Below are 13,514 nucleotides of genomic sequence, written 5' to 3' on the forward strand. Positions count from 1 at the left end.
CCTCACTGCGCAGGGCGGTGGGAAGATCCACGCGGAGTGGCCTTACAGCACCCGCATGAGTGCCACGCGTCTGTTGAAGAAGATCATCGGCGTGGACGACGACTTCTCCAGCGCGGGCACCACCGAAGGCCTGGAGAAAACGCTGACCGGCTTCACGCCCGGTGTGACCGTGGAAATCCAGGCCATCGCCTACAACGACGGCGGCGATGCATTGCCCAGCTTGTCGCAAAGCGTGGTGGTGACGTGAGCGGGAGGGCAACGCTCCTGCGTTGCCGAATTCGGCAGACACGGAGGTCTGCCCTCCGGGTGGGGACATGCTGCGCCATGTCCGACGAAGAGAAATGGGACGGGAGCGCGGGTTGACTTCGTCTGTCTCGCTTAGCTCGGCACTCCTGCCCGCATCTTCCAAGCAGCGGACAAGAGTGTCCGCACTCCTTTCTTCATCTGCCTCTTCTTGAAATCTTTTTTGTCTCTTTCGGCCAACCCCACCCACGACCATCATGCCCTACGATCCTAATTATCCGCCCACGAACGCCCTGATCGAGTCCGCGCCGATGCGTGCGCAGTTTCAGGGGATCGTCGATTTGATCAGCAGCATTCCCAAAGGGGATCCCGGTGATCCCGGACCTCAAGGGCCGGCAGGTCCTCAGGGTCCGCAGGGCAATGACGGAGCGGAAGGGCCGCAGGGACCGGTGGGCGAGGTGAGCTTCGCGGATCTGAGCAACGCGATCGTCGGCACCAGCAACAACAGCAACAGCATCGATGTGCTGGGACTGGCGGTGAGCGATCCGCCGACGCAGGCGGAGGTGCAGCAGATCGCGGACAAGGTGGATGAGTTGATCAATGCGTTGAGGAGGTAGGTTTTTTTGTTCTTTGTTCTTGGTTCTTGGTTCTTGGTTCTTGGTTCTTGGTTCGCGGGGATGATGGGAGGGCACGGCTCCTGCCGTGCCGAAGTCGGCAACGCAGGAGCGTTGCCCTCCGGGGGTAGGGACAAGGAGGTGGGGGCTCCGACCCCACGAAGATGGGGAACGGAGTTCCCCGCTCCTTGGGGCGGCTTTTGTGCTTTGTGATGAAGGCGGTACTTGACGCGGGGCTGACCTGTCCGCGAAGGTACCGTCTCAACCACCCGACCCCTCTGTCGAGACCATGCCCGAGAATTCTTCCCAGACACCCGCCTCAGATTCTGTCATCCAAGACGCCCTCAAGGTGGTGGAGACGCAGCGTGCGGCGGTGAAGGAGTATCCGGGCAAGGCGCCGGGTCTGGTGCGCGCCCTGCAGACGCTGGGCGATGCGCAGCGCGATGCGGGTGACATTGCATCTGCGGAGGCGACGTATCGCGAAGCACTGGAGGCGGGCAAGGAGCTGGAAATGCCGGTGGAGGTGATGGCGAACGTGCGCACGAGCCTGGCGACGCTGCTGGACTTCAGCGGGCGTGAGTCGGAGTCGCTGGCCTATTATGAAGAGGCGATCAATGACCACGAGGCGCTGGGCGGAGAGAACACGGAGGTGGCGGCGCAGCTGCGCAACAACCTGGCGATGACGTACAAGTGCATGGACAAGTTTGCACTGGCGGAACAGCATTACCTGCGCGCGCTGGAAACGCTGGAGAACAAGCGCGGACGCAAGTCGGAATCCGTGGCGTGTGTGTTCAACAATCTGGGCAGCCTGTATTACGCGGCCGGATTTCCGGACCAGGCGAAGGAGATGTTTGAAGACGGATTGCAGATCCGCATCGAGGTGCTGGGAGACAAGCATCGTGACGTGGCGCAGTCGCTGTGCAATCTGGGCACGGCCTGCCATGAGCTGAAGGAAAATGACGCGGCGCAGAAGCATTTTGAGAAGAGCCTGTCGATCCTCGAGTCACAGCTTCCGGTGGAGGTGACGAGCTATGAGGCGATCGGGCTCGATTACATCGCGATGCTGGAGATCATCGGTGAAGACAACAAGGCGGCGGCCTTTAAAAAGCGCATGGAAAAGGTGCTGGCGACAGTTTGATGCACGGTCGCGTTTGCCAAACGCATCGTCCGCATGAAAGGTGAGCGCGGCATGACTTCCACCCCCACTTCGCACGAAAAAATCTGGACCGGCACGGCCGTGTCAGACGGCGTGGCGCATGCGGTGGTGCATGTGTTGAAGGACCACTTTGACGAGCCTGACGAGGAGCCGATCCAACCCGGCACGGAAGATCATGAGATGGCGCGCCTGAACGCCGCGCTGGAGGTGACGCGCCAGGAGATCGAGGAGCTGCAGCGCGTGATGGACGGCGAGCAGGGGAGCGCGGAGAGCGAGATTTTTGAGACGCATCTGCTGATCCTGCAGGACTCGACGATCCTGAAGCAGACGGAGAAGATCGTGCGCGAGAAGCTGGTGTGCGTGGACTGGGCCTACTACAAGCTGATGTGCAAGCACATGGATGCGCTGCGCGGGCTCTCGGACGCGTATTTGCGGGAACGATTTCTCGACGTGAAGGATGTGACGCACCGCGTGATGCGCCACCTGCGCGGCGAGCTGCTGAACCATCCGATGTTTGACGAGCCGGTGATCGTGGTGGCGCATGATCTGACGCCCTCGGACACGGTGCAGCTGGACCGCACGAAGGTGCTGGGCTTTGCCGTGGAGACGGGAAGCTCGGTGTCGCATGCGGCGATCATCGCACGCTCGCTGGCGCTGCCGGCGGTGGTGAAAATGCACGGCATCTGTGACGAACTGCACAGCGGTGACACGGTGCTGCTGGACGGTGAAGGCGGTCTGCTGATCAAGAATCCGAGCCAGGACACGCTGGCGCGCTACCGCCTGCGGGAAGAGCAGGCGGAACGGCGCGAGGATGTGTTTCAAGTGGAGCGCCACAAGCCCTCGCTGACGGTCTGCGGCAGCTCCATCTGCGTGGGCGCGAATGCGGAGTTCATCGAAGAGGTGGAGATCGTGGAGGACAGCGGCGCCGAAGAGGTGGGGTTGTTCCGCACGGAGTTTCTGCATCTGGAGAATCCGGACGCGACGGAAGATCAGCTGGCGGCCGCCTATGGCCGGGTGGTGAGCTCGCTCGCGCCGAAGCGCGTGGTGTTTCGCACGCTGGACCTCGGTGGTGACAAGATCGACGAACGACTCGCGCTGGAGCCGGAGCCGAATCCGTTTCTCGGCTGGCGCGGCATCCGGCTTTCGCTCGGACGGGTGGACTTGTTCAAGCGTCAGTTGCGTGCGCTGCTGCGTGCGGCCGCCAATGGCCGGGTAGGGATCATGTTCCCCATGGTTTCGGGTGTGCAGGAGGTGCTGGATGCCAAGGCGGTGCTCAACGACTGCGCGGATGAACTCACGGCGGAAGGCGTGGACGTGCCGGATGAGATTGAAGTCGGAGCGATGATCGAGATACCCAGCGCGGCGCTGTCGGCGGATCTGATCTCGGCCGAAGTCGATTTCCTCAGCCTGGGGACGAACGATTTGATCCAGTACACGATCGCGGTGGACCGGCTGAACGACCGGGTGGCGGGATTGTACCAGCCCACGCACCCGGCGGTGCTGCGATTGATCAGCATGTCGGTCCAGGCGGCGCGCGGTGCGGGCATCCGCATCGGCATGTGCGGAGAAATGGCATCGGACCTGACGCTTACTCCTTTGATGATCGGTCTCGGCTTGAACGAACTGAGCGTTGCGACGACGCAGATCGCACGCGTGAAGCATGCGGTGCGGCGTCTGCGCGTGTCGGAGTGCGAGGAGCTGGCGAAAAACGTCCTGACATGCACCAGCCCGGCCAAGATTCGAGATCTCAGCCGGGCTGTGGCGGACCGTTGCTATCCCGAGTTGTTCGAGTAGCCGGTGGTTTTGGGGTTAAGCGGCGAGCTTGGCCTTCGACTTGCGCGTTGGTTTGGCGGGCTTGGGAGCCACCGTGGGACGGAAGGCGTCGCCAAAGAGGTACTGGCGTGCGCTGTCCACCTGGCCCATGACGCGGCGGTTCCACTTGGTGTATTCCTTGCCCAGGCGTTCTTCGGCGTCTCCCTGCTGCAGGGCACCGTCGAGGCTCATGTGTTCGGTGCTCAGTTCGAATTGGAAGGTGATTTCCGGGATGTGGAGTTCCACGGCTTCGAACATGTCCATTACGCGGGCGGCATAGCTGGTGTCCCAGACTTTGTCGTCCTCGTCATAGCAGCTGGTGACCAGGTGGGCGATGAGGTACTCGGCGTTGTCGGAGAAGACTTCCGCGGCGTCAATCACCGAGTCGAAGCTCTCGCGGTCCGCCGTCACGGGCAGCACCACCGAGACGGCAACGCCGGCGGCGTGAAGGATCTGATCCATCTCGCAGCCTTGGTAGAACTTGTTGAAGAACTCACCCAGACCTGTGCCCACATCCATGATGGTCAGCGGGGAGGCGTCAACGTGAGCGAGGAACTCTCTCGGCGTCAGCGAGTTGACATCGAGGGCCGTGGAACCCATTTCACTTGGGGCGTCCTCTTCGGTGAGGGAGAGGAGTTGATGGGGGACACCATACTGCTGGAGGTAGCGGTGGAAGCAGAGAGCCAGAGTGCTCTTGCCGGTGCCGGGATAGTCGTTCTGGATGAGGATGAGCTTCTTCATAATATTTTTGCAGATTGCACGACCATTATCGAAATTATGGAAAAGATTGCAAGAATAAATATTTTACATTTCCATAATTTCAATCATTGGCGGTGTTCTCAGGCGAGCTAGCTTCCTTGAAAATCAAGGCTTCCACGGTCAGTTGCAGGTGGGTGACGCCTGAGTAAAAAAGTTTTAACCGGGAAGCCTTGTCCCGGATCCATGTCCACTCGGGACCTCTCATTGAGCGCCGTTTTTGCGTTTCATTCACGCCGAAGCAGTCCTTGCGCTGTGAAAAGGAGGCACTAATATCCGCCCCTCACAGCACCTCCTACCCCGTGGTGTAATGGTAACACAGGAGATTTTGATTCTCTCGTTCAAGGTTCGAATCCTTGCGGGGTAACCACTCAGGCACTGAGTTGCACAGTAAGTGTCGTGTCAGGGAGCGGGCATCACCCAGACACTGGTGAGTGTGCTACGGCGGTTGAGGAACGCACAGTGAGCAGCTTTGAGTGGCAGGATGTCATTCTGAGATCGCAGGCTGGCGTCTCTGGTAGATGTCCAAATGGCAGAGGCCTTGGGGTATTGAAACAGCCAGTAACCGTCGTAACCGCTGGATCCAGGCTGGGAGTCGCCCTTCCAAAGTTGCAGAGCGTCGGCGGTTCCAGGATTCATCGTGGCGGTGAAAATGGAGGTGTCAGTCATGTTCAGGCGACTGGGGGTCGCATCCAGCGGCCATGGATTGGCAAACAGGTTGAAACCTGGTGACAGAAGCCGCGCAAAGGGAGTGGTCCGCACCTCGCCGGTCATGACCAGCGCTCGAGGTGATGAATTGCCCGTCTTCAGCAGCACACCCGTGCCCGGTGGAATGATGGTGGTGTCCGCATTGGTCAGGGTGGCGTCTCCGGCGGCATTCCACTGATGATAGGAACCGCCTTTCAGCAGCCAGAAGGTTTGGAAACCCGACGGAGTGCTGAACAACACTTGATCTGCCGTGGAGGGGTTGGTGGTGCCGTTCAGAATGTTTTTGTCGAACACCTGGCCGAGGGTGATGTGCTTGTGAATGGCGATGCGCGCGCCGCCGATGTCCATGGGAGCCTCAGGCAGTGTGTTGTTGGGTGATTCCGTATCGATGAGGAGCACGCGGTCGCCAATATGAGCGAGATCAAAGTGATGGCCGGCATGAGGTCCGTCTTTGATCTCGAGATAGTATCGTGCGTCCGGATCAAACACACCGGGCAGGTACGAGGCGTCCGCAAGATATACCGCATTGTCGACGGCCGAGTGAGCGAGCCCCGAAAAGACAGGCGCATTCAGGAGATTCATGCCGGCCGTCTGCACACCTTGTTGCACGGTGAGCTTTTGCCATGCGACGGGTTTGCCTGCGGCGGTCTCGTTGGTGATTGTGTTTTGTACTTTCAAACGCACGATCCCCAGATCGATGTTTTGTCCTCCCGCCGCGTCGAGATTCTCCCAGCGCAGGGTTTCGGTGCCGTCGAGATTGGTGATAACCGCTGGGGTTGTAATGAGCAGTGTCCAAGCCTTCAAGTCGGTGCTGCTTTCCAGGAGCCATTGCAGACCGCCAATGCCCTGAGGGTGGACGATGCTCGCGTTGACGTGGCCATTTTGAAGATCAAGCCGGAGATCTTCACCTGCATGAATGCCACTGCCGGCGCTGCCGCCCAGTGCATACTCGAGAAGATCGGGAAAATCATCGCCGTCGGCATTGGTGGCAGCGGTGGTGAGTCCGCCTGCCGCATTGCTGCGGCCGCTGTCGATCCATGCTGCAAAGGTTGAAGGATAGGAGTTGGTGGAATCAGCGAGCAGACGTTCGTTCGGAACGATTTCACGCACCTGGCTGGGGCTTTCCCACATTAAACGCGCCACCGCGTCGCCGCCGCTTTCGAAGAACTCCATCTGGATCGTCACGGGCGTGTCTGCCTGCAGATCAATCTCGCCGGTGTTGGCTTGCTCGCTGTGATTCGTCCAGTTGTTGATGATGAGCCGGCCGTTGATCCAAACACGCACACCATCATCACTGGTTGTGGTGAATGTGTAATGCTCGCTGTGGCGAGGTACGATGTATCCATGCCAGCACACGCTGAAGTTGTCCGCCGCAACGCGCGTGTCAGGAGCGCTGCCGTTCCAGCGGAAATCGACGGCACGGTCGGTGCGGCTGAAGCGCAGCTGCTCAAAGTTGGTCCCGGCGTAGTAGTCGGCGGAGAGTCCGTTTTGAGCTGTTGGCAGCGTTCCGTGCGTGCTCGCGATTTCGATGAAATTGAGGGACGTGGTTTGTGTTGAGGCGCTGCCGTTGTCGATCGTGAGACGACCGTCGGCGACGATCACGCGGACAGTTTTGGTTTGAAATGTGCCGGCGGCACAGGCGAAAGCGCTCCAGACCGTGGTGCCTTCTGCGCGCAGTGTGTTCTTGCTCGCCATGGTGGCATCTCCAACGCTGAGGACGATGTCATACTCGCCGTTGGGCACCGTGATCTCCCATTTGGCGCCTGCTTGCATACGGATGAGGGTGTCCTGGCGCTGGTCGCTCACGCCATTGCGATCACGACCCAGCGCAGAGTGATCAAGGTTCCAGCCGTACTCGAGTCCGTTGCGCGCTGCGAAAATGGCGCCGTTGTCCGCCGCGTAGCCATTTGGCGTCGGAGCGCCGGCATTTTGGAAATTGATCCGTGCAGCGAATGCAGTGACGGGAACAAAGGATGCAGTGGAGGGATCAGACGCGCCGCCTCCTTGTGCGATGTGAGGCTGCACATTCGAGTTGGAGGCGGGAGGCGGAGGAATTGTCGATGGCAGGTCACCGGTGTTTGTGATGTTCAATACATTGGAGGCCAGATTGCCGAGGCCGGTGGTGTCGGTCATCACATTTGCGGCGATCTCGATGCGCACGCTGGCGGCTGAAGGCTCCACGTGAAAGCTGAAGCTCGTGCCCGTGATGGCGAAACCGGAGATCGTTCCACCTTCGATGCTGATGTCGCTGGAAGTGAAGCCGACGGCGGCTTCGCTCAGAACACCGGCAACGGGGAAGGATCCGCTCACTGTTGATCTGGCCGTGCCGAGCACAACATTCAATGGTGCGGGCGCGCTCATGACTGCGTCGTCAATTTGAGAGAGAAAAGACACGACTTTGGAGAGTTCGCTGTCTGTCAGCAAGACCCCTTGGTGGGCGCGAACTGCATCCGAGAGAGTCGTGGCTGAGCCGTCGTGCAGATAGGGCGCTGTATTCCAGAGACCGCGCAGCGTGGGGACGTCCAGACCGGTAAGCGGAGCATTCAGTCGCTGGCCGCTGCTGGGTTTGATTGTGCCGACGTTGGCGAACACGTTGAGTGCGCTGTTGGTGAAACGCGTGCCGCTGTGGCAGGCGGCGCAGTTCTGTGCGCGGAATATTTGCTGGCCCGCGAGTGCGTCAGCCGTGAGCGCGCCGCTGCTGCTGCGGAAAGGGCTGGTTCCCGTCGTGGTCAGTGACGTGACATAGGCGGCGAGTGCATCGAGATCTTCGCTGACACCTGCTTTGGTGTCACCCAAGGATTGATCGCGTGTGCCCGTGTGGAAGTCGGCATCGCTCATGAGACCGAGACCGCCGGCGAAGCTGCGGATCTGACCTTCGAAGTCCTGAATCTCGTCGAAGTTGCCCGTCCAGTGCACCGGACCATGCGTGCCGTGGCCTTTGAGCGAGATGTTGTTGCGCAGGCCTTCGCCGAATCCGGTGAAGTCCCACACGCGACCATCCTGATCGCCGTCGTTGTGGCATGCCGCGCAACTGACGTACTTCTGAAGTGCGATGCGTTGATCGAGCGAGTCATAGAAGAACTGCTTTCCCTTCAAGACGGCCGCCGGGAGTTTTTCGGAGGCGATGCAGTTGAGCGTGGCCGTGAGCGCAGGAGTCGTTTCAGCACCGTCGATGATGGCACCGACATCATGAACGGTGACGCTACGGTCCATGAAGTTATGAACGTACAGCGTGCGGCCATCGGGTGAGGTGACCACGCCCTGCGGAGCGCGACCGGCGTCGAATCGAAGCAGTTCGCGCCTGCCCCAGGAATCCACCACCGCGACTTCGCGGCTGCCTTCGAGGGCGGTGAAAAGATACATGCCGGCAGGGTCGAATGCGGCCGTCACGGCGATGCCTGCGTCATTGAAGTCGACGCGCGCAGTGAAGTCCTCGCTTTCGGTGTTTAGATCGATGCGCGAAGTGATGCTGCGCACGGCGCTGTCATGCGTGAGCGGCCTGCCGTCGCGAAGCATGCCCCGCTTGATGTTGTCCTTCTTTGAAGGAACCCACGCACTCAGCCCGTCGGGGCTGAGAACGGAGGGACCGAGATAGTTGGGAATGCCGCGCCCGGCGATCGAGCTGTCTGCGTCGTTGCTGTGCTCGAGGATGATCGTTTTCGCCACGGTCATGCTCGCGGCATTGATGAGGACCACCTCGCCGCCGAATTTTGTCGCGCCTTGTTCCGTGGTGACGGTGGCAGTTTCTTCACCAGGCAGTCGCGGCGTAATGAATCGCGAGGCGAAAACCCTGCTGCCGTCGGCGCCGACGGAAAGATGACGGACGTTCTGGCCGACGAAGATGGTGGCGAGAATCTGTTTGGGTGAGGTCGGGTTGATCTTCAGCACTTCGCCGAGGTCCTGCAGTGAAACATAGGCGCTGGTACCGGCAGGATCGAACACGATCGCATGAGGGCGTGATCCACGCGGCAGCGGAACTGTTTGAGCGACGACAAGATTGGGGCCGATGATGGAGATGCTGCCGCTTTCGCTGTTGATCACCCAGGCGCGGCCATCAGGTGCGATGGCGATGCTGCGTGGTCCTTTGCCGACGGCGATGATGCCGCTGCGCTTGCGTGTCACGGCGTCGAATACAGTCACACTGTCCTGATCGGGATTCACCACCCAGAGGCGGGCATTGGCACCGTTGCGCGATTGGTAGGCGATGCTGCTGGAAGAGGTTGGCCTGGTGGGAGTCAATGGCGCGTGTACTGCCTGACGAAAACTGAGGGTGACCCACGAGCCGGTATCGTCGCGGGCAGTGAGTGTGACGAGGTAGCGGCCGGGTGCGGAGTACGTTTTGCTTACAGTGGGGTTGCTGCTGAAGACTGTTTCGGAAGAGCCGTCACCGAAGTCCCATTTGAATTCAGGATTGAGACTGCCGGTGGCGGCGGCATGAAACTGGATGGCCTCACCAGAGGGCGCCGGAGCACTGGCCAAGGGAACCAGTTTCAGGTCCGAATGAACGGTCCATTGGAATGAGGCGGAGGCTTCGGGCAGGACTCCATCATTGACCGTAACGATGGTCGTATAGGCGCCTGTTGCTTCGGGGGCGCCGGAGATGACGCCGGTGCTGGCGTCGATGCTGACGCCGGGAGGAAGGCCGATGGCGGAGAAAACACGGGTGGATGCGCTGTAGCCGTTGGCGATTACCGTTAAGGAGGTGCTGTCGCCAACGGTGATGAACTGCCGGTCTGGATGGCTGATGGAGTCGGTGACGGTCGGGTCCACCAAGATTGTTTCAGAGACTGAGTAAGGGCCTTCGGCGGACACCGCAAACAGCATCCAGTAGCCGGGTGTCATCACGTTGAGACTGGAGTGGGATTGCACCGCATAGATCCCAGGCGACTCTTCCACGAAGTCCAGATTCAGAAACCGAAGATCGCTGGTCACGCTGTGCGTGAGTGATGTCAGCTTGATGAAGCTGAATTTTTTGATTCCGGCGGCGGCGCGTACTGTGAATGCCATGCCTGGTCCGATGACGGCGGGCGCTTCGGTTATCACGGGACGCGTCGCGAGCGTGCCGTCGGCGTTGTAGAGTTCGGCCGGCGTGTAGATCTGCGCGTCCTGATGGTCGGCGGAGTTGCCGCTGAGCCCGCCGCCGCCGGACCACACGCGTCCATCCGGAAGCAGCACGGCCAGCGAGTGATAATTGCGCGGCACCTGCATGCCGGCCGCGGTGCGCCACTGGCCGGTCGTGGGGTTCCAGATTTCCGGCGTCATCACGCTGCCCTCGTCACTGAATTTCACCTGGGAGGTGTTGCCACCGAGGGCCATGACTTCACCTGTCGGCAGAACGACGCCGTTTACGTAGGTGCGTTTGTGCTTGAGGCTGCCAGTTTGGGTGATGGTGGGCGTGCTGCCGTTGATGTCGACGACGTAAGCGAGGTTCGACGGGGCGTCCGTGCCGTTGGTGCGTCCGCCTGCCTGAAGGACCTTGCCTTCGTTGAACATCACCAACGCGCCGTCTTTGGGATAGTGCGCGCCGGGGATTGTGGTGCTGGTGCTGATGAACTGGCCGCTGCCCGTCGGATCGACCCAGTGCATGGTGTGCGTGGGGCCCGTGTGGGCGATGCGGCCGTCTGGCGCGACGTGGAGAAACGGATGCCAGGTGGATTCCACACCGCCTTCGCCGTGTGCCAAAGCCCAGTTGATGCCTGTCAGGCGCGTCCATCCGGTGCTCGACTGCCAGCGCTCGGCAGTATCACTGCCACCGGAACCGGAGGCGGTAAACACGGTGCCGTTGGGCAGGGCGACGCTGGTATTGTACCAGCGTGGGTCTTGCATGCTCTGGGCGGCGCTCCAGGTGTTCGTGCGCCAGTCGAAGATGCTGCTGTCACGGATCGTGTTGTTGCCACCGTTGACGAGAAGGCGGCCGTCGGCCAGCAGGGAAACACCGGCGCAGAACATGTCGTGCCGCGTATTGTTGATCTCGACAAATTGACCGGTGCGGTAGTCCCAAGTGGCCGCGTAGGTGAAAGTTCCGGCAGGAAAACTTGTGCGCTGGCTGGAGGCGAACGTCAGCAGCCGTCCGTCGGGAAGCTGTGCGCAAGTCACTGGAATGTGAGGCGTCCATGGGATCACTGCGCTCCAGACTCCGAGCGTCGAATACTGGGACGGCGGGGGCGGCAGTGTTTGGGTGACCGTGGGGCCTGGGGCTGGTGCGAGCAGCGCGGCTTCAGCGGCGAGAGCATCGCTCTCTTCGTGGGTCAGTACATCGGCGCGTGTGAGGGTTCCGGTTAGAACGATGGCGATCAGGAGGCGTTTCATCGAGCAGCGGTGGCGGACTCAGTCCCGGTGAAGGTTTCGTCAGTCAGTGTTTTGAGAAAGGCGACGAGGTCGGCCTTTTCCTGCGCGTTGAGTTGAATGCCGGCATTGGGATGCTTGGCGAGATTGGGATCCAGCGTGGGTGAACGGCGCACACCGCTGCTGTAGTGTTCCACCACTTCCTCGAGCGTGGCGAAGCGCCCGTCATGCATGTAGGGCGCGGTGCGTGCGATGTTGCGAAGGCTGGGTGTCTTGAACTTGCCGCGGTCGGCTTCGTCCTTGGTTACCGCCATGCGACCGATGTCTTCGGGGGTGAGATCGAGGCCATTGTTGGCGAACTGCTGGCTCGTGAACAATGTGCCGCCGTGGCAGTGGAAGCAATCGGCACCGCGCAGACCACGCTTAGGATCAAATTCGGTCACGAAGAGTTTCAGACCGCGCTTCTCACTCTCCGTGAGTTCCGCAACCTTGCGAGCGGCACGATCAAAGCGCGACTCCTGCGAGATGAAGGTGAGCAGAAACTGTTCGAGCGCTTTCGCGATGCGCTCCGGCGTGATTTCGGAAGAACCGAAGGCTTTGGCAAAGCCGGTGCGGCAGTCGTTGTCCGCGCTGAGTTTGGCCACGACATTCGGCAGTGTCTCGTTCATTTCGTTTTTGTCCTGAATCGGCATGAGCACCTGCTCGCGCAGAGTCGGCGCGCGTCCGTCCCAGAAGAAGGCCTGATGCCACGCCAGATTGAAGAGCGGCATGGCGTTGCGTTTGCCCGCCTGCTGCTGCGCACCGAGGCTGAAACGCCGCGCATCGGCAAAGGCATGTGTTTGATCGTGGCAGGAGGCGCAGGACTGAGTGCCGTTGATGGAGAGGCGTGTGTCGTGAAAAAGCTGACGGCCCAGCGCCACGCCTTCTTGAGTGAGTGGATTGTCGGAGGGCAGCTTCACCTTTGGGAAGCGCTGCGTCATTGCCGGCGTCAGTGCATGCGTTCCGGAGGGCAGGGGGGCGGGTGTGTCCGCGAACGCCGGTGTCTGATAGACGTCGTAGCTGATGCTGCGCACGCGGAAGGCGTGCTCGATGTTTGTCTTCAGTTTTGCTGCGAGTGCATCGCCTTCGCGTGAATGGGTTGAGTTGCCGTCCTTGGTGAAGTCGATGCCTTTGAGGACGCGAAGAAGGTCGAAATCCAGCGCGAGAGTCAGTGGGCTCCCACCACGGAATTCGACCGGCAGTTCCACCGTCATCAACTGCGGTGCGTTGGCGATGTGATAGGAGAAGCCGTTTTCTTTACCGCTATTGTTGGAGCGGCCCTCCAAGGCCAGAAAGATGTAGCCGCCCATCCAACCCCAGTGCAGACCGTTGACCTGTGGATTGAGCGCATGATCCGATGCATAGAGGTTGGGTTCCGCCTTGTTCACCTTCTCGTCCACGCCGATGCGGAATCGGATCCCGGTGTATTCGCCTTTGGGGGTTCCTGTTCCCTTGGCGGTCATGCGACCTGTTGCTGCACTCAGGTAGGCAAACCAGTCCTGAGACTCGACCCAGCTGCCGTCCTTCCTCTTCAGGGCGAGGCCAGATAGAAGGAAATCCAGCCGAGTAATTCGCGTGGGAACCTCAGGAGATAGTGGTTGGTTCAAGCGAACTTCATGGCGGCCGGAGATGGTCGATACATCGATGCGCAGTTCCTGCCCTAATGCCGGCAGTGACTGAATTAGTATTCCAGCAAGCAAGAACACCGATTTCCCAAGGCTCCAAGGGGAGTCGGGAAAGGGGCTTTTGTTGGGAGTGAGGCGCATAACGACAGTGCTTTCTCGTTTGTGCCAAAACTGTCTATATTAACCATAACAGAACAAGTCAGGTATTTGTAAAACTGATGCGCGAAAATGAGAGGGGTATCAGTCTTGAGGTGGGTGCTTTTAGGGCCGTTCTAG

The 13,514-nt window shown here is 60.2% G+C and carries 7 protein-coding genes and 1 tRNA gene; 5 read left to right on the forward strand and 3 right to left on the reverse strand.

The genetic code is table 11. From position 1 onward, the window contains the following. The 4 genes from KDL09_RS10190 to ptsP form a co-directional block, all read left to right on the forward strand. Positions 1-247, forward strand: a 247-nt coding sequence (locus KDL09_RS10190; RefSeq protein ID WP_294384459.1) for a hypothetical protein, incomplete at its 5' end; no start/stop codon positions are given. 253 nt (positions 248-500) lie between these two features. Next, complete coding sequence (locus KDL09_RS10195; RefSeq protein ID WP_294384461.1) at positions 501-860, forward strand: hypothetical protein; 360 nt, start codon at positions 501-503, stop codon at positions 858-860. A 286-nt stretch (positions 861-1,146) separates the two neighbouring features. Then, a complete protein-coding gene (locus KDL09_RS10200; protein WP_294384462.1) occupies positions 1,147-1,995 on the forward strand; it encodes a tetratricopeptide repeat protein in 849 nt (282 codons plus the stop codon). Positions 1,996-2,046: 51 nt separating this feature from the next. Beyond that, complete coding sequence (ptsP, locus tag KDL09_RS10205; protein WP_294384464.1) at positions 2,047-3,807, forward strand: phosphoenolpyruvate--protein phosphotransferase; 1,761 nt, start codon at positions 2,047-2,049, stop codon at positions 3,805-3,807. A 15-nt stretch (positions 3,808-3,822) separates the two neighbouring features. On the opposite strand, the gene KDL09_RS10210 is transcribed toward ptsP, so the two are convergent. After that, positions 3,823-4,566 (reverse strand): hypothetical protein, encoded by a 744-nt coding sequence (locus KDL09_RS10210; RefSeq protein WP_294384466.1) that lies wholly within the window; start codon positions 4,564-4,566, stop codon positions 3,823-3,825. A 311-nt stretch (positions 4,567-4,877) separates the two neighbouring features. Between KDL09_RS10210 and KDL09_RS10215 the strand changes: the two genes are divergently transcribed. Then, positions 4,878-4,951 (forward strand) — tRNA-Gln (locus KDL09_RS10215). Between the two features lie 32 nt (positions 4,952-4,983). Here KDL09_RS10215 and KDL09_RS10220 read toward each other — a convergent pair. After that, complete coding sequence (locus KDL09_RS10220; protein ID WP_294384469.1) at positions 4,984-11,598, reverse strand: PA14 domain-containing protein; 6,615 nt, start codon at positions 11,596-11,598, stop codon at positions 4,984-4,986. Beyond that, positions 11,595-13,379 carry an MbnP family protein gene (locus KDL09_RS10225; RefSeq protein ID WP_345781087.1) on the reverse strand — a complete coding sequence of 595 codons (1,785 nt, stop codon included), beginning with the start codon at positions 13,377-13,379 and terminating at the stop codon, positions 11,595-11,597. Before KDL09_RS10225 ends, KDL09_RS10220 begins: the two co-directional genes overlap by 4 nt. Positions 13,380-13,514 lie beyond the last annotated feature (135 nt).

This window comes from Prosthecobacter sp. (assembly GCF_020439865.1).
GTDB lineage: Bacteria > Verrucomicrobiota > Verrucomicrobiia > Verrucomicrobiales > Verrucomicrobiaceae > Prosthecobacter.

What these genes read in the sequence shown, in the direction of transcription:
- KDL09_RS10210 (WP_294384466.1), bottom strand. Translation starts at nt 4,566, where the DNA reads ATGAAGAAGCTCATCCTCATCCAGAACGACTATCCCGGCACCGGCAAG.
- KDL09_RS10225 (WP_345781087.1), bottom strand. Translation starts at nt 13,379, where the DNA reads ATGCGCCTCACTCCCAACAAAAGCCCCTTTCCCGACTCCCCTTGGAGC.
- KDL09_RS10220 (WP_294384469.1), bottom strand. Translation starts at nt 11,598, where the DNA reads ATGAAACGCCTCCTGATCGCCATCGTTCTAACCGGAACCCTCACACGC.
- KDL09_RS10200 (WP_294384462.1), top strand. Translation starts at nt 1,147, where the DNA reads ATGCCCGAGAATTCTTCCCAGACACCCGCCTCAGATTCTGTCATCCAA.
- ptsP (WP_294384464.1), top strand. Translation starts at nt 2,047, where the DNA reads ATGACTTCCACCCCCACTTCGCACGAAAAAATCTGGACCGGCACGGCC.
- KDL09_RS10195 (WP_294384461.1), top strand. Translation starts at nt 501, where the DNA reads ATGCCCTACGATCCTAATTATCCGCCCACGAACGCCCTGATCGAGTCC.